The following is a 24481-nucleotide window of genomic DNA, read 5'->3' as shown; positions in this document are numbered from 1 at the left end:
TAAATACACGACATCAGGATTAATAAACAGAACGAAAAATAAATCCGTCACCGAATTCAAAGTTTTTAATTTTTAGATTTGGAGTTTAATTATGACCAGCAACGAACGCATCCTCAGCCCGTTTACCTTGCCGAATGGCGCAGAACTGAAAAACCGTTTGTTAATGGCGCCAATGACCACCTGCACAGGTTATTTTGACGGCACTGTCAGCAGTGAACTGGTGGAATATTATCGCGCCCGCGCCGGAAGTATCGGCACCATTATTGTTGAATGTTGTTTTATCGATGATCTCGGCCTGGCATTTCCGGGTGCGATTGGTATTGATAACGACGAAAAAATCGCCGGTCTGGCGAAAATTGCCTCGGCGATTAAATCCGAAGGCTCGAAAGCGATTTTGCAGATTTACCACGGCGGCCGCATGGTCGAACCGAAACTGATTGGCGGCCGTACTCCGGTTGGTCCGAGCGCTATTGCCGCTCCGCGTGATGGCGCGGCAACCCCGGTAGCGCTGACTACCGCTGAAGTGGAAGGGATGATCGGTAAATTTGGTGAAGCCGTGCGCCGCGCCATTCAGGCCGGTTTCGACGGTGTTGAAATTCACGGTGCCAATACCTATCTGATTCAGCAATTCTTCTCGCCAAACTCCAACCAGCGCGATGATGAGTGGGGCGGCAGCCGCGACAATCGCGCGAAGTTCCCGCTGGCCGTACTGGACATCACCCATAAAATGGCGCGCCAGTACGCCGACGATGCCTTTATTATCGGTTACCGCTTCTCGCCGGAAGAGCTGGAAGTGCCCGGCATCCGTTTCGATGACACCATGTTCCTGCTGGAAAAACTGGCGGCGCGCGGTGTTGATTACCTGCACTTTTCGCTGGGTGCGGCGCTGCGTCCTTCCATTAACGACACCAGCGATCCGACGCCGCTGATTAAAAAATATTGTGCCATGCGTTCCGCTACGCTGGCGCAAGTGCCGGTGATGGGTGTTGGCGGTGTGGTTAACGCCGCCGACGCTGAGCAGGGGCTGGATCACGGCTATGACCTGATTGCGGTAGGCCGTGCGTGCATCGCGTACCCGGACTGGACGGCGCGTATTGCTAACGGTGAAAACCTGGAGCTGTTCATTGATAGCACCCAGCGTGAAGCGCTGAATATCCCGGAACCGCTGTGGCGCTTCTCTCTGGTCGAAGCGATGATCCGCGACATGAGCATGGGCGCATCGAAATTTAAGCCAGGTCTTTTTGCTGAAACGGTTCAGGACGACGCCAACGAACTGGTTATCAATGTCAGCCTCGACACGGACCGCATCGTCGACATTGAACTCGCCTCAAGTACCGTTGATAGCGTTGAATTCACCAGCAGTTTTGAAGAGATCCGTGGCCGCATCCTGACGGCGAACAGCCCGCACGTTGACGCGATTTCTGGCGCCACCAGCCAGAGCGAAGCGGTGAAAAAAGCGGTGTCAAAAGCGATGGTGAAATCCAGCAAAGCGCTGGCGGCAGAAGAGGGTAGTGACACTCAGGAAGCCAAACGCTATGACGTTGTGGTTGTCGGTAGCGGCGGCGCGGGTCTGGCGGCGGCAATTCAGGCCCACGACGAAGGTGCGAGCGTGCTGATTGTCGAAAAAATGCCGACCATCGGCGGTAACACCATTAAAGCCTCTGCGGGGATGAACGCCGCCGAAACCCGCTTCCAGCGCGTGAAAGGCATTCAGGACAGCAAAGAGTTGTTCTACGCGGAAACCCTGAAAGGTGGCGGTAACAAAAACAACCCGGCGCTGCTGCGTCGCTTTGTGGAAAATGCGCCGGAAGCCATCGAATGGCTGGCTCGTCGCGGCATTATGCTTAACGACATTACTACCACCGGCGGGATGAGCATTGACCGTACGCACCGCCCGCGCGACGGATCGGCAGTCGGTGGCTATCTGATTAGCGGCCTGGTGCGTAACGTCACCAAACGCGGCATTGATGTGATGCTTGATACTTCAGTCGACGACATTCTGTTCGAACACGGTGAAGTGCGCGGTGTGCGCCTGCTGACCGAAGAGCAGGAAAGCATGATCGTTGAAGCGAAAAGCGTGATTGTGGCGACCGGTGGTTTCAGCGCCAACAGCGCAATGGTGGTGAAATACCGCCCGGATCTGGACGGGTTTGTGACCACCAACCATAAAGGCGCGACCGGGGGCGGTATTGCACTGCTGGAACGTATTGGCGCGGGCACGGTGGATATGGGCGAAATTCAGATCCACCCGACCGTTGAGCAGAACACCTCGTACCTGATTTCCGAATCGATTCGCGGCGGCGGTGCTATCCTCGTCAGCCAGCAGGGTAAGCGCTTCTTCAACGAAATGTCGACCCGCGATAAAGTCTCGGCGGCCATCATCGCGCTGCCGGAACATTACGCTTACATTGTGTTTGATGAGCATGTCAGAGCGAAAAACAAAGCGGCAGACGAGTATATCGCGCGTGGTCTGGTCACCAGCGCCAGCTCACCGCGCGAACTGGCGGAAAAACTGGGTATCGATTACCACACTTTCCTGGCGACGCTTGAGCGCTACAACGGCTTTGTGGAAAAACAGCACGATGAAGACTTTGGTCGCACCACCGCGCTGCGGGCGCCGATCAACGAAGGCCCGTTCCACGCCATCCAGATTGCGCCGGGTGTGCACCACACCATGGGCGGCGTGACCATCAACACTGAAACCGAAGTGTTGAACACGCAAAACCAGGTTATCCCAGGCGCTTATGCCGCCGGTGAAGTGGTTGGCGGCCTGCATGGCGGCAACCGTATCGGCGGCAACGCGGTGGCCGATATCATTATCTTCGGCTCACTGGCGGGACACCAGGCTGCAATGCGCGCCAAACGCGCTTAACCACGTGCTACACTTCAGGCCTGCCACTGCGCAGGCCTGTTCAATTTAGCCCATGAGGAGAGTGCGATGTCCGATAACCGTGTCTGGAGCTACTCTGCAACCCTGATGGGCTCTCCCATTCTGCTGAAACTCTTTGCCGATAACCCGGCGCTCGCCTCCCGCGTTTTTGGCCTTATCAAACGTTACGAAGATCTTCTGACAGTAAACCGCGCCCATTCGCAGGTGATGGATATCAACCACGCGGCGGGGCAGCATCCGGTGGCGGTCAGCCGCCCGGTGTATGAACTGATTAAATGTGCCAAGGCCGCGAGCATGGTGCAGGACAGCGCCTTTAACCTGGCGATTGGCCCGCTGGTGAAGCTGTGGCGTATCGGTTTTAAAGGCGACCGCGTACCGCCAGCCGACGAGATAGCGGCGCGGCTGCACATTACCCATCCGCAGGATGTGGTGCTGAATGATGCCGACACCAGCGTGTTTCTTACCCAGCCGGGGATGGAGATCGATCTTGGCGCGATTGCCAAAGGCTTTATCGCCGATCGGGTGCGGGATTACTTGCATCAGCAGGATGTGCGCGACGGGCTGATTAACCTTGGGGGAAATGTTCAAACCCTGGACACGCCGCAAGGTAGCTGGTCAATCGGGCTTAAAAAACCGTTCTCGTCCAGTGATGCCCTGGTGGGGTCAATTGAAGTAGTGAATCAATCGGTGGTGACATCCGGCACTTACGAGCGCTATTTCGAACAGGATGGCAAACGCTGGCACCATATTCTTGACCCGCGCAGTGGTTACCCGCTGGATAACGAACTCGACAGCGTGACGATCATTTCCCGCGATTCGCTCGACGGTGATATCTGGACCACGCTTATCTTCGGTCTCGGTGTGGAAAAAGGCTGTGCACTGCTGAAACAGCGCGAGGATATTGAAGCGATTTTCGTCACCAAAAACCGCGACATTATCCTCTCTTCACAGCGTCAGTTCCGCTTTACGCCGTGCGACGACAGTTACCGGATCACTGACTGTACTGCTTAAGCAAGCTGTATTGATCGGCAATTAACTGGTAGCGATACACCGGGCGACCGGTCGCGCCGTAGTGAATGGTGGTATAGAGAATATTGATTTGCGCAAGCCAAATCAGGTATTTACGGCACGACACGCGCGATATGTTCACGGCATTCGCCAGTTCATCGGTGGAAAACTCAATGCCCGGATGGGCGTCAATCCACTGGCAAATGGTGCGCAATGTCTGCGCGGTTAACCCTTTTGGCAGACGGCGCGTGTCTGCGGCTTCCGGCGCGCCACCGTGTAACAGGCGGTCGACATCGGACTGCTCATAATAAGGGTGTGCGCTCATCAGCTTGCGCTTTTCGCGCCAGCCAGTCAGCGCCTCTTCAAAACGCGGGAACTGGAAGGGCTTGATCAGATAATCCACCACGCCATAGTGCAGCGAAGTCTGAATGGTTGCCGCATCGGCGGAGGAGGTGATCATAATGACATCAATCGCCCGGCCGCTGGCGCGAATGATCGGCAGCAGATCCAGCCCGCTGTCCTGCTGCATATAGACATCCAGCAGCACCAGATCGATATCCCGTTGTGGATCGTTAATCATCTCCTCGGCCTGGCGCAGCGTCGACGCCGTGCCGCAGCACTGAAAGCCGGCGATCTGCGCCACATACATGCGGTTCAGCTCGGCGACCATGGCATCATCGTCAACAATTAATACATTTATCACGCGTTCTTCCTTTCACTATCCCAGGGGAGATGGACAAAAAATTGGGTAAAAACACCGGGTTCAGACTCGACGGTGATTGTGCCACCAAGTTCGGTAAGTTGCTGGCTGGCAAGAAACAGCCCAACGCCCCGGTTATCACCTTTCGTTGAGAATCCTTTACGGAAAATGGCGTCGATATTGCCCGGCGCAATGCCCGGACCATCATCGCTCACTTCGCCAGTCAGCCAGCCATCCTGATAATGCAGCAGAATACCCACTTCGCCTTCCGGCTGATTATTCATGGCATCAAGCGCATTTTCGATAAGATTTCCCAGCACCGTCACCAGCACGGTAACTTGCTTCTCATTGGGGTTATCCGGCACCAGGCTCTCATCTGCCAGCGTCAGCGTAAAACCGCGCTCTTTCGCCCGGTTGATTTTACCTAACAGAAAACCCGCCACCACCGGGGATTTAACCCGGTGCTGAATAGCGCCAATATCGGTTTGATAATTCTGCGCGGTTTGCAGCACATACTCTTCAAGCTTGTCATAACTTTTCATGTTTAACAGGCCGAGAATAACATGCAGCTTGTTCATAAATTCGTGGGACGTGGTGCGCAACGCATCAACATAATTCACCATCCCGTCCAGCCGCTGGAGCAACTGGCTCACTTCGGTTTTATCGCGAAACGTGCTGATAGCGCCAATCACCACGCCCTGGCTGCGCACCGGCACCGTGTTGCTGAGCAACAGCAGACCGTTGCAACCGAGCTCGCGGTCATGGGTAGGTTCCCCGGTTTCCAGCACTTCGAGCAGGTCGGCGAGCAGTGGCCCGTGCCCGGCGGCACCGTCCGGTGCGTTAGTCAGCAGCATCTGCCGTGCGGCATGGTTAAGCAAGGTTACGCGCCCGTCAGCATCAACGGCAATCACCCCTTCTTTGAGCGACTGCAACATTGCCTGGCGCTGCTTGAACTGCGCCGAAATTTCGTGCGGCTCAAGGCCAAGCAGAATACGTTTCAGCACGCGCACCAGTTGCCAGGTGCCGAGTGAGCCGACCAGCGCGCTGAACAGCAGCGTCCACATCACCGCCCAGCGGCTGCGGTTGACTTGCTGATCAACTTTGCTCAACGAAATACCGACAACGACCACGCCAATTTGCTGACTGGCGTCGTTATAGACCGGCGTAAAAACGCGTAATGCCGGTGCCAGCACGCCGCGGTTCACCGCGACATTCTCTTTGCCTTTCAGCGCCGGATTAAGATCCTCGCCAATAAAGTGTTGCCCGATGATCCCGGCGTTCGGGTGCGAATAACGGATGCCGTGCATATTGGTGACGATGGCATACAGCAGATCGTTGCGGGCCGCGACCGCTTGCGTCAGCGGCTGGATCACGTTGCTGTCGGGCGGCAACAATAACCCGCGCTTGATTTCAGGCGAATCAGCCAGCGTGCGCGCAACGGCCAGCGCCGTCTCTTTTACGCCATCGCGCGTGGCATTACTGATTTGCCAGAACCACAGGGCAAAGGCCAGCAGCAACACCGAACCGATAACGCTGCATATCATGAGCGTCACGGTGGTACTGAGTTTCATAGGGCGTTTGCGTGGCTTTACCCGCTGCGCTAACTCTTTCATGCCAAACCCAATTATTCACATCAAGATAGTTATTATCACTGAAGGCGTAAAAATCTTAAAGCGCCGTTAAGCGCACATAATGTGTAGCGTAGCCGTGAAGCGTGACCTCATTCGCAGGTAAGGCAGATAAATAACCTTATAGTGAGTGTGGAACCATTCAGAAGGAGCAAGGTATGAGCAGTAAGCCAAACGGTTCACTAGTGGAACGTCGCAACCGCCGCACGACCGACATCGACCGGCTCGCCACGCTGGATATGCTGACGCTCATCAATGAGGAAGATAAACAGGTTACCGACGCGGTAAGCGCCTGTTTGCCGGAGATCGCCCGGCTGGTGGATAACGCCAGCGCGACGCTGAATCGCGCCGGCAGGGTGGTGATTATCGGCGCGGCTGCTTCCGGGCAGGCGGCGGTACAAACCGCGCAAGGGTTTGCTCCCGATACGCGTCACGGTGTTATCGGTTTGTTGGCCGGTGGCATCCATGCTAACGCGCAAGAGCGTGACGCGACGGCGGCAAATTATGAACGCGGCGTCGCCGATTTACAGGCCATCAACTTTAGCCATGACGATATGCTGGTGGCGCTGTCGGTCAGTGGTAAAACGCCGTGGACGTGCGGTGCGCTGCGTTACGCCTGGTCCCTCGGCGCGCGTATCGCGCTGGTTTGTCGGGGCCACGATAGCGAAGCCGCCCGGTTGGCGGATATCGTGCTGGCACCGGACAGCGGCGCGGAAGTGGTGAGTGGCTTTAGCGAACCGAAAGCGCGGCTTGCCCAGCAGCAAATCCTCACTATGCTGGCAACCGGTCTTGCTATCCGTACCGGGCGTGTTTACAGCAACCTGCGGGTGGATGTGCAGGCGACCAGTACGCACTGGGCAGAGCGGCAAATCACGCTGGTGATGGCGGCAACGCAGTGCTCACGCGAGCAAGCGAAAAGCGCGCTGGCAAGCTGCGACCATCACTGCCGTACGGCGATACTCATGGTGCTGACCGGCCTCGATGCCTGGCGCGCGCGCGATCTGTTAACGGAGAATAACGATCATCTGCGAATCGCCATACAGGAGGCGAAAACGCATCTTGCTGACGTCTGAATAACAAAATAAGCCCGCAGGCACTCGTCTGGCGGGCTTTTTTATTTTCAATTAATTTTCCTGGAGTTGTTTGATATTTCTCTGCTTTAAAATAAATCCCACCGAAATTAATTCCACACAAAATACGTCACTGCTTTTTTTAATTTAAAAAAGCAGATAAATAATATTTCCGCCGTTTAGCTGATTTGTGAATGATATTTTAAATTAACGTAAAAGTGAGTTAATATATGTTTTCACAAATCACACCTGCTATGTAACCTTATAATTATGCCTGCAATGAAAAAGACAATTATCTCGCTGAGCGCCGTCGCGTTACTCGTCAGTTCCGTGACCGGTGCGTATGCGGAAGAGACGCAAAAAACGGACTTCCTGCTGATTGGCGGCGGCATCATGAGCGCCTCTCTGGGCACCTGGCTGCAAGAGCTGCAGCCGGAGTGGAAACAAGTGATGGTGGAAAAACTCGATGGCGTGGCGCTCGAGTCTTCTAACGGCTGGAATAATGCCGGTACCGGTCACTCGGCAAATATGGAACTGAACTATACGCCGCAGCGTGCGGACGGCTCTATTGATGTCAGCAAAGCGCTGGAAATTAATGAGCAATTTATGATTTCCCGCCAGTTCTGGTCGGCACAGGTGAAGCGCGGTATTTTGAATAATCCGCACGCGTTTATTAATTCCACGCCGCACATGAGTTTTGTCTGGGGCGATAATGTTGATTATCTGGCAAAACGTTATGCCGCGTTGCAGCAAACGACCTTATTCCAGGGCATGAAATTCTCCACCGACCACCAACAAATTAAACAGTGGGCACCGCTGGTGATGGAAGGGCGCGACCCGAACCAGAAAGTCGCCGCCACCTGGACGCCGGTCGGCACCGATGTTAACTACGGTGAAATTACCCGTCAGCTGGTTGGCAGCCTGAAAAAAAGCAGCAACTTCTCCCTGCAAACCTCTTCCGAAGTGACCGATTTCAAACGCAATGCCGATAACTCCTGGCATGTCACCATCAAAGACGTAAACAGCGGCAACGAGCACGCCATCGATGCGAAATATGTCTTTATCGGTGCCGGTGGCGGGGCGCTGAAGCTGCTGCAAAAAACCGGCATCCCGGAAGCGGATAACTATGCAGGCTTCCCGGTTGGCGGCTCCTTCCTGATGACGGAAAACCCGGCGATCACCAGCCAGCACCTGCAAAAAGTCTATGGCCAGGCTTCCGTTGGCGCGCCGCCGATGTCCGTGCCGCACATTGATGCCCGTTATATTGATGGCAAACGCGTGGTGCTGTTTGGGCCGTTCGCGACGTTTTCCACCAAGTTCCTGAAAAACGGCTCCTTCTTCGACCTGCTGAGCACCACCACCACCAGCAACTTTATGCCGATGACCCATGTAGGGCTCGATAATTTCGACCTGGTGAAATACCTGATTGGTCAGGTGATGCTGAGTGATGAAGACCGCTTTGAAGCGCTGAAAGAGTACTATCCGCAGGCGCGTAAAGAGGACTGGAAACTGATCCAGGCCGGCCAGCGTGTACAGATCATCAAGAAAGATGAAGACAAAGGCGGCGTGCTGAAGCTGGGCACCGAAGTGGTGGTCGATCAGCAGAAAACCATCTCTGCGCTGCTTGGCGCATCGCCGGGCGCGTCGACGGCTGCGCCAATCACCCTGAATGTGCTGAAGAAGATGTTCCCGGAGCAGTTCAACTCGCCGCAGTGGCAGAGCAAAATCCGCGACATCGTGCCGAGCTACGGCCAGCAGATGAATGGAAATGTGGCGCTGACCCAGAAAGTATGGGATGACACGGCCGCCACGCTGCAACTGGCGAAACCGCCGGTGATTGAGATGAACGATCAGAAAAACGCCCCGGCTGGCAAACCGGCAGAAGCGAAAAGCGAAGCCTCTGCGCAGCACGATATGGCGCTGTAAGCAGGAAAAAGGGCGCACCGTGGTGCGCCCTTTTTCTCTCCCGGTCTGCGGCGGTTCCCGCCCAGGTTAAAACCCGTTGTTAACCCGTCACGCATTCAACTGCTGATTTGCCGTTTCTCCAGCCGCCGATAAAGGGTGCTGCGCGATATCCCCAGTTTTTTTGCGGCCAGACTCATATTGCCCTGCGCTTCGTCAATCGCACTCTGCTCATCCTTCGGCGTTAGCGCAACCACGGGCTGTCGCGTGGTGGCTATCTCGGCCGGTAAATCCGCAAGCGTAATGCAATCGCCGTCTTCCGCCAGCGCCATCAATACCCGCAACTGGCTGAGTAACTGGCGCACATTTCCCGGCCACGGGCGACCCGCCAGCGTGGCTATCACCTCGTCACTCAGGGTAAGGCCGCGGCTGGCTGCGCCCAGCTCCTGCCACAGTTTCCGGATAAACCCATCAACATTTTGCCATTCGCGCAAGGGGGGAATGCGCAGATGAAACTCCTGAATGCGGTACAGCAGATCTTCGCGGAATGTCCCGGCCTGTACCCGGGCGGCGAGATCCTGATGGGTAGCGCAAATCAGCGTGAAATTGACGTCATACACGTTATTTGCGCCAAGCGGCGTCACTTTCTTCTCCTGCAACACGCGCAGCAGGCGGGTTTGCAGCGCCAGCGGCATATCGCCAATTTCATCAAGGAATAGCACACCACCATCGGCTTCCCGGCACTTACCGATATACCCTTTCGGGCTTGCGCCCGTAAATGCGCCGGGAACATAGCCGAACAGCTCGGACTCAATCAAATGCTCCGGGAGCGCCGCGCAGTTGATAGCGACGAAATTTCCCGTCCGCCACTGGCTGCGGGCATATAACTCGCGCGCCAGATACTCTTTTCCGCTGCCGGTTTCACCGGTGACGCACAAGGCAATCCCGGCATTCACAATGCGCAGCGCTTTCTCTTTTTCCTTCGCCAGTTGATCCTTGACGAATGCTGCGCCGCGCCCGATATAGCGCCGCGCGGGTAGCGTCTGACGTGCGTAGTAGCGCCGGGTATTGCTGGCGGCGAGCGTGGTTTCGCCAGCCTGCAAACTGGCCTCCGGGAAGAGCGTTTGCAAAGCGAGTTCGCCAAAGTGCTGCGGCGTCAGCGAAAACTCATCCATCGCCAGTTTGTTGGCACCGAGCAATGTCTGATCGGCAAAAATCAGCAACAACTCCTGCGCACTGCCGAGCACCGACGGGTCGTGATGCAAACTCAGCAGCCAGCGGTCAGCGCCAAGCGCGCTGGTGGCCCACTCATGTTCTATTTGGCATACAGCGCGACGGATCAGCGCAGCGGCATCGCGGCGCGGTGCCTGGGCGGGTGTTGAGAGATCTAACACCCCGGCAATTTGTCCGTCCGGTCGAAAGACGGGGGACGCCGAGCAAAACAAACCTGCATTGCGGCTGAGATAATGTTCGCCGCCGGAGACTTCACAATGGCGCTGCAATGCCAGCGCTGTGCCTATTGCGTTGGTGCCGCGCGCGTGTTCGCCCCACAGGTTGCCGGGTGCCAGCGCATAGCGCTGCGCTTTTTGCAGAAAGTCGCGGTTGCCGTGGGTCTCCAGCACCAGACCGGTAGCGTCGGAAAGCACCATGATCGACGGATGACTGGCAAGCTGCGGGCGCAGCCGCGCCAGTAGCGGAGCGGCCAGATGGTTGACCCAACCGTTTTCCGCACGGGCATCTTTCAGCATGGATGTCGCCACCCAGGGCTGGGCGTCATCATCGCGGGTCAACCCGTAGCTGAGACTACGCTGCCAGGAGTTTTCAAGCAGGCAGGGCAACCCGGCAGGAGCGAGGGACAAGGCGCGTGGCGGCATGTGACTCTCCATTAAATGAGATGTTACATTTGTGTAGCATAACAGTGTCCCGTATGTAGCGACGTGCGACACACTTCCCGCACCCCGTAGCGCGCTTTTTTGTGTCATTTCATTCCGGCAAAAGCCCGAATTTCATTTATCCCCTTGTTTTATCAGCATAAACAAAGCTGTGTCGGAGTGTTTTCTAAGATCTGGCATAAGAACTGCTTATGTCACAGTGTCCGCCACGGTGCGCGACGCCTCACCTGTACCGATAATAAAAGAGGAACATCTTATGAAATATGTCCACCCTGGCCTTGCTGGCGCGAAAGTCTCTTTCAAACAGCGTTATGGCAACTATATTGGCGGTGAATTTGTTGACCCGGTGGAAGGGCGTTGGTTTACCAACACCTCGCCGGTCACCGGACAGGTGATTGCCGAATTCCCGCGCTCAGACGCGGCGGATATTGAGAAGGCTCTCGACGCAGCGCATGCTGCCGCCGACGCCTGGGGAAAAACCAGCGTGCAGGATCGCGCCAATGTGCTGCTGGCGATCGCTGATCGCATTGAAGCCAACCTGGAAATGCTGGCGTTAACAGAAACCTGGGATAACGGAAAACCGATCCGCGAAACCATGGGCGCGGATTTGCCGCTGGCTGTTGATCACTTCCGTTATTTCGCCGGTTGTATCCGCGCGCAGGAAGGGACTGCGGCAGAGATCGACAGCAATACGGTGGCCTACCACATCTATGAACCGCTGGGCGTGGTCGGGCAGATCATCCCGTGGAACTTCCCGCTGCTGATGGCGGCATGGAAACTGGCTCCGGCGCTGGCGGCGGGCAACTGCGTGGTGCTGAAACCGGCTGAACAGACGCCGCTTGGCATCTGCGTGTTGATGGAACTGATTGGCGATTTGTTGCCAAAAGGGGTGCTGAATGTGGTGCACGGTTTTGGTACGGAGGCCGGTGAACCGCTGGCACGCAGCAAACGCATCGAAAAAATCGCCTTTACCGGCTCTACGCCGATTGGCCGCCATATCCTCTCGTGCGCGGCGGAGAACATCATCCCCAGCACCGTTGAGCTCGGCGGAAAATCACCGAATATCTACTTTGAAGATGTGATGAACGGTGATGAAGGTTTTATTGATAAAGCGGTGGAAGGCGTGGTGCTCGGGTTCTTCAACCAGGGCGAAGTCTGCACCTGCCCGTCGCGCGTGCTGGTACAGGAGTCGATTTATCCGCAGTTTGTCGAAAAGGTCATTGCCCGCATGGAAAATATCCGCAAAGGCGACCCGTTTGACACCGACACCATGATTGGCGCGCAGGCGTCTCAAGAGCAGTACGACAAAATCCTCTCTTATATCTCGATTGCCCGCGACGAAGGCGGCGAAATCATTACCGGCGGAGCCCATGTTGAACACGGCGACGGGCTGCAAAATGGCTTCTATATCCAGCCGACGTTAATTAAAGGCCATAACGGGATGCGCTGCTTCCAGGAAGAGATTTTTGGGCCGGTGCTGGGCATCACCACCTTTAAAGATGAAGCCGAAGCGCTGCGTATCGCCAACGACACCGAGTTTGGCCTTGGCGCCGGGGTGTGGACGCTGGATATCAACCGCGCATGGCGCATGGGACGCGGCATTAAAGCGGGTCGCGTATGGACAAACTGTTACCACCTCTACCCGGCACATGCGGCGTTTGGCGGTTACAAAAACTCAGGCGTCGGGCGTGAAACCCACAAACTGGCGCTGAGCCACTATCAGCAGATCAAAAACCTGCTGGTGAGTTACAGCGGTTCGCCGCTGGGGCTGTATTAATTATCTACATCAGGATGAGGCGATAATATGCAACTGAAAACCATGAAAGCCGCAGTGGTGAAAGCCTTTGGTCAGCCGCTGGTGATTGAAGAGGTAATGGTGCCGGCGGTTGAACCGGGCAAAATCCTTGTCAAAATTGAAGCGACCGGCGTGTGTCACACGGATTTACACGCCGCTGATGGCGACTGGCCGATTAAACCGAACCCGCCGTTTATCCCGGGCCACGAAGGTGTCGGCCATGTGGTGGCGGTCGGGCCGGGTGTGAAGCATGTGAAAGAGGGCGATCGTGTCGGTGTGCCGTGGCTCTACTCGGCCTGTGGTCACTGTGAACACTGTCTTGGCGGCTGGGAAACCCTGTGCCACTCGCAGCAAAACTCCGGTTATTCGGTGAACGGTACGTTTGCCGAATATTGCCTGGCCGATGCCAGCTATGTCGGGATTTTGCCGGATAACGTCGATTTTCAGAGTATCGCGCCAATCCTCTGCGCCGGGGTGACGGTCTATAAAGGTCTGAAAATGACCGAAGCGCGCGCCGGAGAGTGGGTCGTGGTGTCGGGTATCGGCGGTCTGGGACATCTGGCGATTCAGTACGCGGTGGCGATGGGCATGAACGTGGCGGCGGTCGATATTGATGATGACAAGCTGGCGTTCGCCCGCCGTCTCGGTGCCTCGGTAGTGGTCAATGCGCGACAGGAAGATCCGGGCACGCGTTTCCATAGCGAGTTTGGCGGTGCGCACGGCGTGCTGGTAACAGCGGTATCGCCAAAAGCGTTTGAACAGGCAACAACCATGATGCGCCGTGGCGGCACCATGGTGCTTAACGGCTTACCACCGGGGAAATTCGATCTGTCGATTTTTGACATGGTGCTTGATGGCACCACGGTGCGCGGTTCGATTGTCGGCACGCGTAAAGATCTGCAGGAAGCGCTGGATTTCGCCGGGCGTAACAAAGTGCATGCGGAAATCGCCGTGGAGCCGCTGGAGAATATCAACAGCATCTTTGAGCGGATGCGCGCCGGGAAAATCACCGGCAGGATCGTGGTTGATATGTCGAAGTAACACCATAAAACGGGGCAGCGATGCCCCGTTTTGTGTTTCAGGGCAGAGAATCCGCAAAATCTGCCAGTTGCTGGTTAAAACGGGCTGGCTCTTCAAGGAACGGGGCGTGCCCCGAATGGTCAAACCACACCGCGCTAATCCGGGGATTCACGCTTCTGGCCCGCGCCAGCGACGTCTGCGGATTTACCAGCCGATCGTGTTTGCCGTAGATAAAGCGTACCGGGATTGTCGCTTTTCCCAACCCTTGCTCAAGCTCAACTTTCATCGACGGCACGGCGCGTTGCATCTCCCAGGAGGCCATCGCCGCATTGGCTTGCAGGCGCGCGAAGGTAACTGTATCAGGCTGCCGGTAGAAGCAGAGCCGCAGAAACTCGCGCTCGCCATCCAGATGGGTGGTTAAATCCGCCGAGGTCATCGTCTTATACACGTGTGGATGCGCCGGGATCTGATCGGGCGTTAATTCCACCACGGCATCGACATACAACGCGCCGGAAAGCGCCTTATCACCGGCGTCCGCCAGATAGTGACTGATCACCGCACCACCCAGCGACCAGCCGACCAGCAGTGGTTTTTTTGCATGGCTTGCGGCAATCACGGCGGCGACATCTTCTGCCCAGCGGCTTCCCTCACGGTAGGCCTCTGCCTGTGTCGGTTTTGCCGACAGACCATGGCCGCGCAAATCAAAACTGATTAAGCGAAAACGTTGCAAAGCCGGGTCCTGACGCTGTTTTTCCCAGTTCAGGTGGCTGCCTAATAACCCGTGAATAAAGATAATCGGTTTACCTTGCGGCGAGCCGGACTCTTGTATCGCCAGTTGCACACCGTCCGCCGAGGTGGCGGTGTACTGCCTGTCGCTGGCAAACAGCGAGGCGGAAAAGCTGAATAACAAAATGGCGAGGTAACGACCAGGGGATAACAGCATAAAATGTTCCTCCAGATGAATGTACGCCGCTATCCTCAACCCTGACACTGGTGTCAGAGTCAAGCCATTTACCGGGAGGAAGAGGATGTTATCAATTGGCGAACTCGCCCGACAAACGGGCATCAGCGTGCGCGCCATTCGCCATTACGATCGCCACGGTCTGCTGTGCAGCACGCGTGCCTGCAACGGTTATCGCTACTTTCCGCCGCAGGCGCTCGGGCAGGTGAGGCAAATCCAGCAGTTAATCGCCACAGGTTTTAGCATTGCTGAAATTGCCGCTTTTCCTGCCTGCATGCGCAATGAAGAAGGGGCGAGGATGTGCCCGCAAACGCGCGCGTTGCAGCGTGAACGGCTGGCGACGATTGAGGCGCAAATCGCTACCCTTGAACGCCGCCGCGCGCAGCTGGCTGCCGCGTTGGCCGAGACAGAACAAAAAACGACGCCCTGAGGCGTCGTCGTAGAGTGAAGGCGTGTCGCCCGTTACAAACCGCGCTGAGCCATACGTACAGCCAGCTCAACCAGACGATTCGAGAACCCCCACTCGTTGTCATACCAGGCGAGGATTTTCACCAGATTGCCGCCAATCACCAGGGTTGATAAACCGTCGATGATGGATGAGCGCGGATCGCCCTGGTAATCGCTGGAAACCAGCGGTTCATCGCTGTAACCGAGAATACCCTGCAGCGGGCCTGCGCTGGCGGCTTCGCGGAATGCGGCATTCACCTCTTCAGCCGTCACATCACGCTTCAGTGTTACCGTCAGGTCAACAATCGACACCACCGGAACCGGTACGCGCAGGGAGTAACCGGTCAGCCGCCCGTCGAGTTCCGGTATCACTTTGCCGAGCGCTTTCGCCGCACCGCTGGAGTAAGGCACAATCGACAGCGCCGCGGCACGCGCACCGCGCAGATCTTTTTCCGGCTGGTCATGCAGCGCCTGGCTGTTGGTGTAGGCATGGGTGGTATTCATCAGGCCATGCTCGATGCCGAAACGTTGATGCAACACCTGCGCGGCAGGGGCGAGGCCGTTGGTGGTACAACTGCCGTTGCTGACCACGAAATGGCGCTGCGGATCGTATTCACGGTCATTGACGCCCAACACGATGGTTAAATCATCATTTTTTCCGGGCGCGGAGATAATCACCCGTTTTGCACCGCCGCGGCTGATATGCACTTCGGCTTTGTCGCGTTCGGTGAAGAAACCGGTGGCTTCAATCACCACTTCCACGCCAACGTCACGCCACGGAATGTTGCCCGGATCGCGTTCGCTGAACACGCGCACCGCTTTGCCATCGACGAACAACTGGCCTTCACCCGCTTCTACCGGAACGGGCAGGGTGCCGAGCAAAGAATCATGTTTCAGCAGATGGGCGAGGGTTTTGCTGTCCGTCAGATCGTTAATCGCCACGATCTGAATCTCTGCGTTGCCCAGCGCCGCGCGTAACACGTTGCGTCCAATTCTGCCAAAACCATTAATGCCGACCTTAACCATAATTGACTCCTTCCTGTGCGGTAACTAACTGCAGTTACTGTAGGCCGGTCGCGGTTTGGCGTAAACGACAAAAAAGGATCACTTTACGCCAATTTGCGGCAGTGGAAGCGCTGGCGGTAATCGCCTGGTGTGAGGTGTAACTGGCGTTCAAAAATGCGCCGCAGATTGATGCTGCTGCCAAAACCGGTGGCGGCGGCTATCTGCTCCAGGGTTTCACTGGTTTGTTCCAGTCGGTTACGTGCGGCGGCAAGGCGCGCTTCGGCGACATAGCGCGCGGGTGGAACGCCGCTTTCACGGGTAAAGACGCGGGTGAAATTGCGCGGGCTCATCGCAACTTGTGCCGCAAGACGTTCAACGGATAAATCCTCAGCCAGGTTGGCCAGGATCCAGTTTTGCAGCTCGCTGATGGGCCCGACGCCGCTGGCCTGCTGTAATTGATAGCGGCTGAACTGCAACTGCCCGCCGGGGCGGCGCAGGTACATCACCATGTTTTGCGCGATATCCAGCGCGAGAGAGAAGCCGTAGTCATCCTCGACCAGCGCCAGCGTGAGATCGAAGCCGGAACTGACGCCGCCGGAGGTCCAGACTGGCCCGTCCTGAATATAGAGCGGGCCGCCTTCAACGGTGACTGCGGGGTACTCTTTCTGCATGGTTTCCAGTAACCGCCAGTGGGTGGTTGCGCGTCGCCCGTTGAGCAACCCACTTTGTGCCAGTAGCATCGCGCCGCCGCAAATAGAAACGACCCGGCGCGCGTGCGGCGCGGCAAGACGCAGCCAGTCCACCACGGCCGTGCCTTCCTCGGCATCGGTACCGCGTCCGGTTATCATAATGGTATCCCACGGCTGGCGCGGATCGATATCCGGCAGGCGGTGATCTGCCAGCAGGTTCAGCCCGGACTGGCCGTGGATCACCTGGTGAGGTTGGGGGGTGGCAACGGTAACGCGATAGCGCGGCTGCGCGGTCTCATTCGGGTGCAGCTGGTTGGCCTGCATCAGAATGTCGGCAATACCGGCGGCTTCAAACAGCATGCCGCCATCAGGAACAATAATCAGGAATGTTTTCATGTCCTGAAAAGTACGCTAATTACTTTTTAAGTCAAGCCCGTTCGGAAGATGACGGACGAAGGGGCAATAAAAAACCCGGAGCCTCCGCTCCGGGCAAATCTAACAAGACACAAAGGGTTATGGAATAACGCGCGCTGCGGGCGTTACTCACTGGCCTGTTTACGATTAGCCATCGTCGTGACCAGATATTCCTGCACGGGGTCGAGAGAAAGTTCGGGTTGCGGCAGTTCAGCCTCATCATGGTTGCTGGCGGGTTGCCCGGCAACAAAGGGTTTTTGTTGTCGGGCGCGTTCGAACTCGCTCAACACCTGCCAGCCAAGATCGTCACTGGTACGGTTGTTCATTAACACATTCCTTACGCGTTTCAGCTTTGGCAGCATCGTCGTCTCTCCATTAACAGTTAACGCAGGTTATTTTTTCGCCTCAACGCCAGGTGCGCTGGAGCGGTCAAGGAATTGAGTTGTCACTTCCGGAACGTGCTGGAGCATCCACTCTGCCATTTCAATCTCTTGCGCCACAATTTTTTGCAGCACCTGCACGCCGTTAACATCACCCAATTCTTCAGCCGTTCTAATCAATGAGGTGTAGCAAGCAATTTCAAATTGCTCAAAGACATAGCCACCTATTGCGCCTTTAACCACCTCATCGGAATTAAAGACACCGCCAACGGCCTGACCCATCGCCGCCATTTTACCCATGGTATCTTTCAGGACCGATCGCGATATTCCGCATTGATCAATAAGCCCTTCAAGTAACACTATTTGTTCGCGGGTTTCGGCTAAATGACTTTCAATTTTACTTTTTAATACAGGATAATTGTCGATGCGTTTAGCCATCGCCTCCAGCATCGACTCTGCCTGTTTTTCCATCCCATGTGCGTCACGTAGCCAGTCGTGATAATTCTCTTCGCGTGTCATACGTTTACCTCAGGTGGAATTAACTTAATGACTTTTATTCTACTTCCGCTTTGGAATTAATTTTGCTGGTCGCAATTTTAGTAAGCAGATTGTCGGTGGTTTTTTCCTCTTCCAGCGTTTGCGCCAGAAGTGTTTTCGCTTTTTTATAGCCTAATTGATCGGCAAGGGTGCAGAGCGTGCCGTAAGAGGCAATTTCATAATGTTCAACTTTTTGCGCAGCGGCAATTAAAGCAGCGTCACGAATGGTGCCTTTTTCTGTGCTTTCAATAACCTCGTCTGCTTCTTCAACCAGACCTTCCATCGCATGGCACTTCATGCGTTTTAACTTGAGGCCGCTTTCGGCTTCAAGCAGCTGATCGATGCGCTCTATCTGGCCTTGGGTCTCTTCCATGTGTTGTTTGAACGCTTGTACCAGTTCGGTGGTAGAGGCTTCGCGTGCCAGTTTGGCTAACGCGCGAGCAAGTTGTTTTTCGGCGCTGTAAATATCCGACAAGCCATGAATAAATAAATCGTTTAGCGTATTAATCTGCATAATTAAAGACCTTTAATTCCAGGGTTAAAAATAGCGAGCCGTTGCCGGCTCGCCAGTAATGCAATAAATATATTGGTGCGGTAAAAAATTAAATCAGAAATTAATCCCCTGATTTACGGCCGCCGCTGTGGCTATTCTGGCCGCCTTTTTTACCTGCTTCGGAAGCGCGCTGTGGATCATTTTTGAAATTACCACCGCTGTGTTGACCGCCTTTGCGGCCCGCTTCGGACGCTTTTTCACGATCTTCGGCGAAATTACCTGAGCCGCCACGATGTTCAGCCATAATATTTCTCCTGTTTCGTTGTTAAATATATGAACATGAATATTCAATAACATGTTCTCCGCGTTCAGGGATTAAAGTTAGTCGCTGTGAAAAAATAGTCAAACGTGAAAATTCCTACGTTAAAAAATACTCCTTAAGGTGTGGATGTCGCTTATTTAAACAAAGCGGCATTGAGGATGTATCTTTAAAATAAGTCACTTAGCAAAAAGTAGATAGAAAACGAATATTACCTCTCGTTATTACCTACCTTTTTTCATGTGGTTTCTGGCATGAAAATGGCATTTATTGACATAAATTTACATTTGGCTTTGGTGAAACATCATTAATGCTAATGATTTTAAGAGAAGTCTTAAACAGGGATACAGAATGCCAGTTACCGTTTGGCTCGTCGTTAATGCGGCAACTACTTTTAAACTTCATAACCGATACGTCACCCTGAACAGGAACGACTTTTTGCCAGTTCACTGAACTGTCGAACCGGGGAGTGCGCGTACAGCCTTTTTTGGTGAGGAAGCAAGATGAGCCTGCAAAAATGTACCGTCCTGTACGACGGTAGGGTGCTGGTTGGCCCGGAAAATGTCCCGCTGATCGATTTTCTTGAAACCTGCAATATCACGTTACCCCACGTTTGCTACCACCCGGCGCTCGATCCGCTACAGACCTGCGATGTGTGCTGGGTCGAACAGGAGGGGAAGCTGGTGCGCGGTTGTACGCTGCGAAGCAAAGAAGGGCTGGTAATTAACTCGCTGGACACCCAGGCACGCGCGGCGCGCGAAGAAGGCATGGATCGCCTGCTGGCTAAACATGAACTTTATTGTACCGTGTGCGAACACAACACCGGCGACTGTACCTTGCATAACACCATGGTGGATATGCATATTCCCATTCAGCGCTACCCGTACACGCGCAAGCCGTATGTCAAAGATCACTCCAACCCGTTTTACACCTACGACCCGGATCAATGCATTCTGTGCGGGCGCTGCGTGGACGCGTGCCAGAATGTGGAAGTCAACGAAACGCTGAGCATTGATTACACCATGGAGCACCCGCGCGTGCTGTGGGACGGGGGAAATCAGATTGCCGGTTCGAGCTGCGTTAGCTGTGGGCACTGCGTGACGGTCTGCCCGTGTAATGCGCTACTGGAAAAAAGCATGCAGCCGGATGCCGGGCCTTTTACATCGATGCGCCAGTCGCTCAAACGGCCGCTGATTGATGTGATTAAAGTGCTGGAAAATTCTACCGGTGCTGAAATTATCTCCGGTATTTCGGTGATGGATACCGCATTACGCCAGCAGGAGATCAAACGCACCAAAACCGTCTGCACCTATTGCGGCGTAGGATGCAGCTTTGAAATGTGGACCCGCGACCGCCAGCTTCTGAAAGTGCAGCCCGTCGTTGATGCACCGGTGAATGGCATCTCCACTTGTGTTAAAGGCAAATTCGCGTGGGACTTCATTAACAGCCCGCAGCGCCTGACCACGCCGTTGATTCGTGAAAATGACCGTTTCCGCCCGGCAAGCTGGGAAGAAGCGTTAACCCTTGTCGCCAGCCGCTTATTACAGACCCGTGACCAGTACGGCCCGGACAGCATTGGTTTTATCGGTTCCAGCAAAGGCAGTAATGAGGAAGCCTATCTGACGCAGAAAATTGCCCGCGCGATTATTGGCACCAACAGCGTGGATAACTCATCGCGCTATTGCCAGAATCCGGCCACGGAAGGGCTGTTTCGTACGGTGGGCTATGGCGGCGATGCCGGGACGATTGACGATCTGCAACAGGCTGAGCTGGTGATCATTGTTGGCAGCAACACGGCGGAAAACCATCCGGTGATCGCCTCACGCCTGAAAGCCGCAAAAAAACACCGCCAGCAACAGTGGCTGGTGGTCGACCCAAGACGCCATGAAATGGCCGAACGCGCCGACCTGCATTTACGCATTCATCCCGGCACCGATCTGGTATGGGCATCGGCGATGGCGCGTTACATGTTTGATCACGGTTATGAGGATAAAACGTTCCTCGCTGAACGTGTCAACCCGGTTGACGACTATCGCCAGTCGCTGGCGCCTTTTACGCTGGATTACGCCGCGCAAATCACCGGCATCCAGCAAGAGACGCTGCGCGAAGCGGCAGAGTTGATCGGCAAGGCGGGTAGCGTCTGCATTATGTGGGCGATGGGCATCACGCAGCACAGTCACGGCGCAGACACCAGCACCGCGTTATCCAACCTGTTGCTGGTGACCGGCAACTATGGCAGACCCGGCACCGGCGGCTACCCGATGCGCGGACATAACAATGTGCAGGGTGCCAGCGACTTTGGCTGCCTGAAAAACTTCTACCCCGGTTATGAATCGGTCAGCGATCCACAGATCCGCGAAAAATGGGCCAGAGCCTGGGGCGTACCGGCTGAGCGCCTGTCGCTCAAGGTCGGCCAGGATAACTTTATGATGGTCGAACTGGCACGCCAAGATGCGATCCGCGCCATGTATGTCATTGGCGAGGAAACCGCCTTTTCCGATGCGGATGCGGAAAATGTCCATCAGGGCTTTACCAATCTCGATTTTCTGGTGGTGCAGGATCTATTTCTGAGCCGTACGGCGCAGTTTGCCGATGTGGTGTTGCCTGGCTGCCCGAGCGTGGAAAAAGAGGGTTCATTTGTGAACACAGAGCGGCGAATTCAGCGCTTTTATCCGGTTATGGAGCCGCTCGGCGACAGCCGTCCTGACTGGTGGATCCTTACGCAACTGGCGGCGCGTATGGGCCATGACTGGGGCTATCAACATCCGCAGGAGATCATGGCGGAAGTGGCGGGCATTGCTGAAAGCTTTGCCGGAGTGAGCTATTCACGTCTCGAGGGCTGGAAATCGCAAATCTGGCCGGTCAACGCCGATGGCAGCAGCACGCCGCTGCTCTATACCGAACGCTTTAAATCCCCCGACGGGCGCGCCACGCTTTATCCGCTGAGCTGGCAACCGCCCGCTGAAGAGGCCGATGCCGAATATGATTTGTTGCTCAACAATGGCCGGATGCTGGAGCATTTCCAGTCCACCAACCAGACCGGGCAGGGCGGGCGCACAACCAGCCTTTCGCCGGACTGGTTTGTGGAAATCAGCCCGCAGCTGGCGAGCGCGCGCAGCCTGCAGGAGGGGGACTGGGTAAAACTTATCTCCCGGCGCGGAGAAGTTGAGGTGCCGGTGGTGGTGACCGATCGCGTTCAGGGGAAGGTGCTGTTTATCTCCATTCATCAGGGTAAAGATGGCATTAACCAACTCACTGGCGAACACCACGATCCGTCGGTCAATACGCCTGCCTACAAAGAGCTGGCTGTGCGCCTGGAAACGCTGGATCGCCCGCCGTTGCCCGACCCGCTACCGAAGTACAATTTCCGCCACGGTAAACGCACCCCGATTGACAAGGTGCCAGTAGAAGCGAAATGGCGGCGCGAAGATTACCGCGAACCGCCCGCAACCGAACCTCACCCGGAGAAATTCTGATGGCAAAAGCGATTGATTATCAGCCGGAACCGGCAAAAATTGGCCCCGATGCCCATGAAGAGCTGACGCGGCTGCTGGAGTCGCTGCATCAGCATGGCGTGCTGCGCCTGGCGAATGATTTGGTAGGTGCCAATCAGGAGATCGCGCAGGTGCTGGTTAAAGGCTTACAGCGCGAAGGCACGCTCAATGCGATACAGAATATCTCAGTGCTGCTGCTCGCGCTCTCCAGCATCCCGCCAGAGAGAATGTACAAACTGGCCTTTGGCCTGCGCGATATGGTCGATGCGCTAAGCCAGCCTGGCGACGCGGGTGAGCATAACGCTCCGGGTCTGCAGGGGGCGTGGAAGATGCTGCAGGACGAGGAGCTGTGGCATGCCCTGCAACCGCTGCTCAGTGGGATGAAAGCCTTCGCGCGGCGCATGGAGGAGCCGGTTGATAAGCCGATCTCCGCGTGGAGCGGTAAACCCAGCGACGCATAATGAACGAGGAAACCGCGCTGTTGCTGGCTCGCGGCCAGTTTGCTTTTACCATCGGCTTTCATATTGTGCTGGCGGCCTTTTCCATTGGCCTGGCGCATTTTTTGATGTTCCTTGAGGCGATGTGGCTCTGGCGCAGGCAGACGCTCTGGCTGTCGCTGTGGCGCTACTGGAGCAAAATTTTTGCGCTTAACGTGGCGGTGGGCGTGGTCACCGGCGTGGTGATGGAGTTCGCCTTCGGCACAAACTGGAGCGGGCTTGCCAGCCGCGCGGGGGCAGTGCTTGGCCCGATGATGTACATGGAAGTGCTGGTCGCTTTCTTCCTTGAAGCGGGGTTTATGGGGGTGGTGCTTTTCGGCATGGGCAAAGTCCGGCCGTGGGTACATTTTATGGCGACCTGCATTGTGGCGCTTGGTTCGCTGTTCAGCGCGTTCTGGATCCTTGCCGCCAACTCATGGATGCAAACGCCGGATGGCTTCGCCGTGGCGGCCGATGGGCGCTTTGTGCCGGTCGACTGGTGGGCGGCAATCATCAACCCGTCATTTCCCTGGCGCATGGCGCATATGGTGGTGGCGGCCATGTTAGGCACCGCGTGCCTGGTGGCGGCTTGCGGGGCGTGGCATCTGCTGCGCGAGGCGCGACATCCGGCGGCGCGGCAGATGTTCTCGCTGGGCCTGTGGATGCTGGTGATCATGGCACCGGTACAGATCGTGCTTGGCGATCTGCATGGCGAGAACACGCGAGACCATCAGCCGATAAAACTGGCGGCGATGGAAGGCGCGTGGGATCCACCGCCGCCGGGTGAAGGCGAGCCGCTGCGGTTGTTCGCACTACCGGATATGCAACAGCGCCGCAATCTGTATGAAATCGCCATTCCCGATATCGGTTCACTCTACTTGCGCCACAATCTTGAAGGACGCATTCATACGCTCAACCAGTACCCGGCGGAAGCGTTGCCGTGGGTGCCGGTGGTGTTCTGGTCGTTTCGCGTGATGGTCGGGCTTGGTCTCGCCATGGCGGCGGCGGGTATTGCCGGGCTGATAGTGCGTCTGCGGAGGCGTTTGTGGCACGCACGCTGGTTACAGCGCGTCATGGTGCTGCTGGCACCCGCCGGGTTTATCGCCATGCTCGCGGGCTGGCTGGTTACGGAGGCGGGGCGTCAGCCGTGGACGGTCTACGGCTTGCTGCGTACATCGCACAGTGTTGCGCCGGTTTCAGCGGAACTGGTGTTGGGCTCATTGCTGGTCACCGTGGCGGTTTATATTGCGCTTTTTGCGCTGGGACTGTGGTTTTTGCTTAAGCTGATGTCGCGCTTACCCACCAGGCATGAAAAAGGTGCCATGCCCGAGGTGGCCGAACGCAGCGGGAAGGGGACGTGA

Annotated in this window: 20 protein-coding genes; 10 read left to right on the top strand and 10 right to left on the bottom strand. The window is 55.9% G+C overall.

Annotated features, from left to right (window positions below):
* Positions 1–91 precede the first annotated feature (91 nt).
* Both IP581_RS12970 and IP581_RS12965 read left to right on the top strand, forming a co-directional pair.
* Positions 92–2872 carry a flavocytochrome c gene (locus IP581_RS12970; RefSeq protein WP_086874168.1) on the top strand — a complete coding sequence of 927 codons (2781 nt, stop codon included), beginning with the start codon at positions 92–94 and terminating at the stop codon, positions 2870–2872.
* A gap of 66 nt (positions 2873–2938) precedes the next feature.
* Positions 2939–3901 (top strand): FAD:protein FMN transferase, encoded by a 963-nt coding sequence (locus IP581_RS12965; RefSeq protein ID WP_193820564.1) that lies wholly within the window; start codon positions 2939–2941, stop codon positions 3899–3901.
* Here the strand turns inward: IP581_RS12965 and dcuR are convergent.
* Positions 3882–4601 carry a two-component system response regulator DcuR gene (gene dcuR, locus IP581_RS12960; RefSeq protein WP_086874170.1) on the bottom strand — a complete coding sequence of 240 codons (720 nt, stop codon included), beginning with the start codon at positions 4599–4601 and terminating at the stop codon, positions 3882–3884. The genes IP581_RS12965 and dcuR overlap by 20 nt on opposite strands.
* On the bottom strand, positions 4598–6211 hold the full coding sequence (locus IP581_RS12955; protein WP_193820563.1) for a sensor histidine kinase: 1614 nt from the start codon (positions 6209–6211) through the stop codon (positions 4598–4600). Before IP581_RS12955 ends, dcuR begins: the two co-directional genes overlap by 4 nt.
* Before the next feature lie 173 nt (positions 6212–6384).
* Between IP581_RS12955 and IP581_RS12950 the strand changes: the two genes are divergently transcribed.
* Together IP581_RS12950 and mqo are read left to right on the top strand one after the other, a co-directional pair.
* Positions 6385–7299, top strand: coding sequence for an N-acetylmuramic acid 6-phosphate etherase (locus tag IP581_RS12950; protein ID WP_193820562.1), 915 nt, complete (start codon positions 6385–6387; stop codon positions 7297–7299).
* A gap of 267 nt (positions 7300–7566) precedes the next feature.
* On the top strand, positions 7567–9222 hold the full coding sequence (mqo, locus tag IP581_RS12945) for a malate dehydrogenase (quinone) (protein ID WP_193820561.1): 1656 nt from the start codon (positions 7567–7569) through the stop codon (positions 9220–9222).
* 95 nt (positions 9223–9317) lie between these two features.
* On the opposite strand, the gene IP581_RS12940 is transcribed toward mqo, so the two are convergent.
* Positions 9318–11072 carry a sigma-54-dependent Fis family transcriptional regulator gene (locus tag IP581_RS12940; RefSeq protein WP_097399633.1) on the bottom strand — a complete coding sequence of 585 codons (1755 nt, stop codon included), beginning with the start codon at positions 11070–11072 and terminating at the stop codon, positions 9318–9320.
* 274 nt (positions 11073–11346) lie between these two features.
* Between IP581_RS12940 and exaC the strand changes: the two genes are divergently transcribed.
* Both exaC and adhP read left to right on the top strand, forming a co-directional pair.
* A complete protein-coding gene (exaC, locus tag IP581_RS12935; RefSeq protein WP_086874175.1) occupies positions 11347–12867 on the top strand; it encodes an acetaldehyde dehydrogenase ExaC in 1521 nt (506 codons plus the stop codon).
* 27 nt (positions 12868–12894) lie between these two features.
* Positions 12895–13926 (top strand): alcohol dehydrogenase AdhP, encoded by a 1032-nt coding sequence (gene adhP / locus IP581_RS12930; RefSeq protein WP_016495704.1) that lies wholly within the window; start codon positions 12895–12897, stop codon positions 13924–13926.
* Between the two features lie 37 nt (positions 13927–13963).
* Here adhP and IP581_RS12925 read toward each other — a convergent pair whose 3' ends face one another.
* Positions 13964–14848, bottom strand: a complete 885-nt coding sequence (locus IP581_RS12925) for an alpha/beta fold hydrolase (RefSeq protein ID WP_193820560.1) — start codon at positions 14846–14848, stop codon at positions 13964–13966.
* Positions 14849–14933: 85 nt separating this feature from the next.
* On the opposite strand from IP581_RS12925, the gene IP581_RS12920 reads away from it, so the two are divergent.
* Entirely contained in the window at positions 14934–15296 is a 363-nt protein-coding gene (locus tag IP581_RS12920; RefSeq protein WP_097399635.1) for a MerR family transcriptional regulator, read from the top strand.
* Positions 15297–15328: 32 nt separating this feature from the next.
* Here IP581_RS12920 and gap read toward each other — a convergent pair whose 3' ends face one another.
* From gap to IP581_RS12890, 6 genes are all read right to left on the bottom strand, one after another.
* Positions 15329–16339, bottom strand: a complete 1011-nt coding sequence (gap, locus tag IP581_RS12915) for a type I glyceraldehyde-3-phosphate dehydrogenase (protein WP_086874179.1) — start codon at positions 16337–16339, stop codon at positions 15329–15331.
* 83 nt (positions 16340–16422) lie between these two features.
* Positions 16423–17403, bottom strand: coding sequence for a GlxA family transcriptional regulator (locus IP581_RS12910; RefSeq protein WP_193820559.1), 981 nt, complete (start codon positions 17401–17403; stop codon positions 16423–16425).
* Between the two features lie 143 nt (positions 17404–17546).
* Positions 17547–17747 (bottom strand): hypothetical protein, encoded by a 201-nt coding sequence (locus IP581_RS12905; RefSeq protein WP_193820558.1) that lies wholly within the window; start codon positions 17745–17747, stop codon positions 17547–17549.
* A 66-nt stretch (positions 17748–17813) separates the two neighbouring features.
* Positions 17814–18320: a ferritin-like domain-containing protein gene (locus IP581_RS12900; protein ID WP_016495710.1), complete on the bottom strand. Its 507-nt coding sequence runs from the start codon at positions 18318–18320 to the stop codon at positions 17814–17816.
* Between the two features lie 34 nt (positions 18321–18354).
* Positions 18355–18852, bottom strand: a complete 498-nt coding sequence (locus tag IP581_RS12895; RefSeq protein WP_017457067.1) for a YciE/YciF ferroxidase family protein — start codon at positions 18850–18852, stop codon at positions 18355–18357.
* 100 nt (positions 18853–18952) lie between these two features.
* Positions 18953–19135 (bottom strand): con-10 family general stress protein, encoded by a 183-nt coding sequence (locus tag IP581_RS12890; RefSeq protein WP_016495712.1) that lies wholly within the window; start codon positions 19133–19135, stop codon positions 18953–18955.
* Positions 19136–19653: 518 nt separating this feature from the next.
* Between IP581_RS12890 and fdhF the strand changes: the two genes are divergently transcribed.
* The 3 genes from fdhF to IP581_RS12875 are packed head-to-tail and all read left to right on the top strand — an operon-like array spanning position 19654 to position 24481.
* Positions 19654–22626, top strand: a complete 2973-nt coding sequence (gene fdhF, locus IP581_RS12885) for a formate dehydrogenase subunit alpha (protein WP_193820557.1) — start codon at positions 19654–19656, stop codon at positions 22624–22626.
* Complete coding sequence (locus tag IP581_RS12880; RefSeq protein WP_086874184.1) at positions 22626–23105, top strand: DUF1641 domain-containing protein; 480 nt, start codon at positions 22626–22628, stop codon at positions 23103–23105. The genes fdhF and IP581_RS12880 overlap by 1 nt, the downstream gene beginning before the upstream one ends.
* Complete coding sequence (locus tag IP581_RS12875; protein WP_228007764.1) at positions 23105–24481, top strand: cytochrome ubiquinol oxidase subunit I; 1377 nt, start codon at positions 23105–23107, stop codon at positions 24479–24481. Before IP581_RS12880 ends, IP581_RS12875 begins: the two co-directional genes overlap by 1 nt.

Source organism: Kosakonia pseudosacchari, from assembly GCF_015167415.1.
In the GTDB taxonomy this organism is placed as follows: domain Bacteria; phylum Pseudomonadota; class Gammaproteobacteria; order Enterobacterales; family Enterobacteriaceae; genus Kosakonia; species Kosakonia pseudosacchari.
The sequence above is the reverse complement of the archived record's forward strand: the minus strand, read 5'-3'. Positions and strand labels throughout refer to the sequence as shown.

Excerpts from the sequence above, each read along its gene's own strand:
- IP581_RS12890 (WP_016495712.1), bottom strand. The coding sequence starts at position 19,135 with ATGGCTGAACATCGTGGCGGCTCAGGTAATTTCGCCGAAGATCGTGAA.
- IP581_RS12955 (WP_193820563.1), bottom strand. The coding sequence starts at position 6,211 with ATGAAAGAGTTAGCGCAGCGGGTAAAGCCACGCAAACGCCCTATGAAA.
- IP581_RS12965 (WP_193820564.1), top strand. The coding sequence starts at position 2,939 with ATGTCCGATAACCGTGTCTGGAGCTACTCTGCAACCCTGATGGGCTCT.
- IP581_RS12880 (WP_086874184.1), top strand. The coding sequence starts at position 22,626 with ATGGCAAAAGCGATTGATTATCAGCCGGAACCGGCAAAAATTGGCCCC.
- IP581_RS12895 (WP_017457067.1), bottom strand. The coding sequence starts at position 18,852 with ATGCAGATTAATACGCTAAACGATTTATTTATTCATGGCTTGTCGGAT.
- IP581_RS12910 (WP_193820559.1), bottom strand. The coding sequence starts at position 17,403 with ATGAAAACATTCCTGATTATTGTTCCTGATGGCGGCATGCTGTTTGAA.
- mqo (WP_193820561.1), top strand. The coding sequence starts at position 7,567 with ATGCCTGCAATGAAAAAGACAATTATCTCGCTGAGCGCCGTCGCGTTA.
- fdhF (WP_193820557.1), top strand. The coding sequence starts at position 19,654 with ATGAGCCTGCAAAAATGTACCGTCCTGTACGACGGTAGGGTGCTGGTT.
- IP581_RS12925 (WP_193820560.1), bottom strand. The coding sequence starts at position 14,848 with ATGCTGTTATCCCCTGGTCGTTACCTCGCCATTTTGTTATTCAGCTTT.
- IP581_RS12900 (WP_016495710.1), bottom strand. The coding sequence starts at position 18,320 with ATGACACGCGAAGAGAATTATCACGACTGGCTACGTGACGCACATGGG.
- IP581_RS12940 (WP_097399633.1), bottom strand. The coding sequence starts at position 11,072 with ATGCCGCCACGCGCCTTGTCCCTCGCTCCTGCCGGGTTGCCCTGCCTG.
- exaC (WP_086874175.1), top strand. The coding sequence starts at position 11,347 with ATGAAATATGTCCACCCTGGCCTTGCTGGCGCGAAAGTCTCTTTCAAA.
- IP581_RS12905 (WP_193820558.1), bottom strand. The coding sequence starts at position 17,747 with ATGAACAACCGTACCAGTGACGATCTTGGCTGGCAGGTGTTGAGCGAG.
- adhP (WP_016495704.1), top strand. The coding sequence starts at position 12,895 with ATGCAACTGAAAACCATGAAAGCCGCAGTGGTGAAAGCCTTTGGTCAG.
- IP581_RS12950 (WP_193820562.1), top strand. The coding sequence starts at position 6,385 with ATGAGCAGTAAGCCAAACGGTTCACTAGTGGAACGTCGCAACCGCCGC.
- gap (WP_086874179.1), bottom strand. The coding sequence starts at position 16,339 with ATGGTTAAGGTCGGCATTAATGGTTTTGGCAGAATTGGACGCAACGTG.
- IP581_RS12970 (WP_086874168.1), top strand. The coding sequence starts at position 92 with ATGACCAGCAACGAACGCATCCTCAGCCCGTTTACCTTGCCGAATGGC.
- IP581_RS12875 (WP_228007764.1), top strand. The coding sequence starts at position 23,105 with ATGAACGAGGAAACCGCGCTGTTGCTGGCTCGCGGCCAGTTTGCTTTT.
- IP581_RS12920 (WP_097399635.1), top strand. The coding sequence starts at position 14,934 with ATGTTATCAATTGGCGAACTCGCCCGACAAACGGGCATCAGCGTGCGC.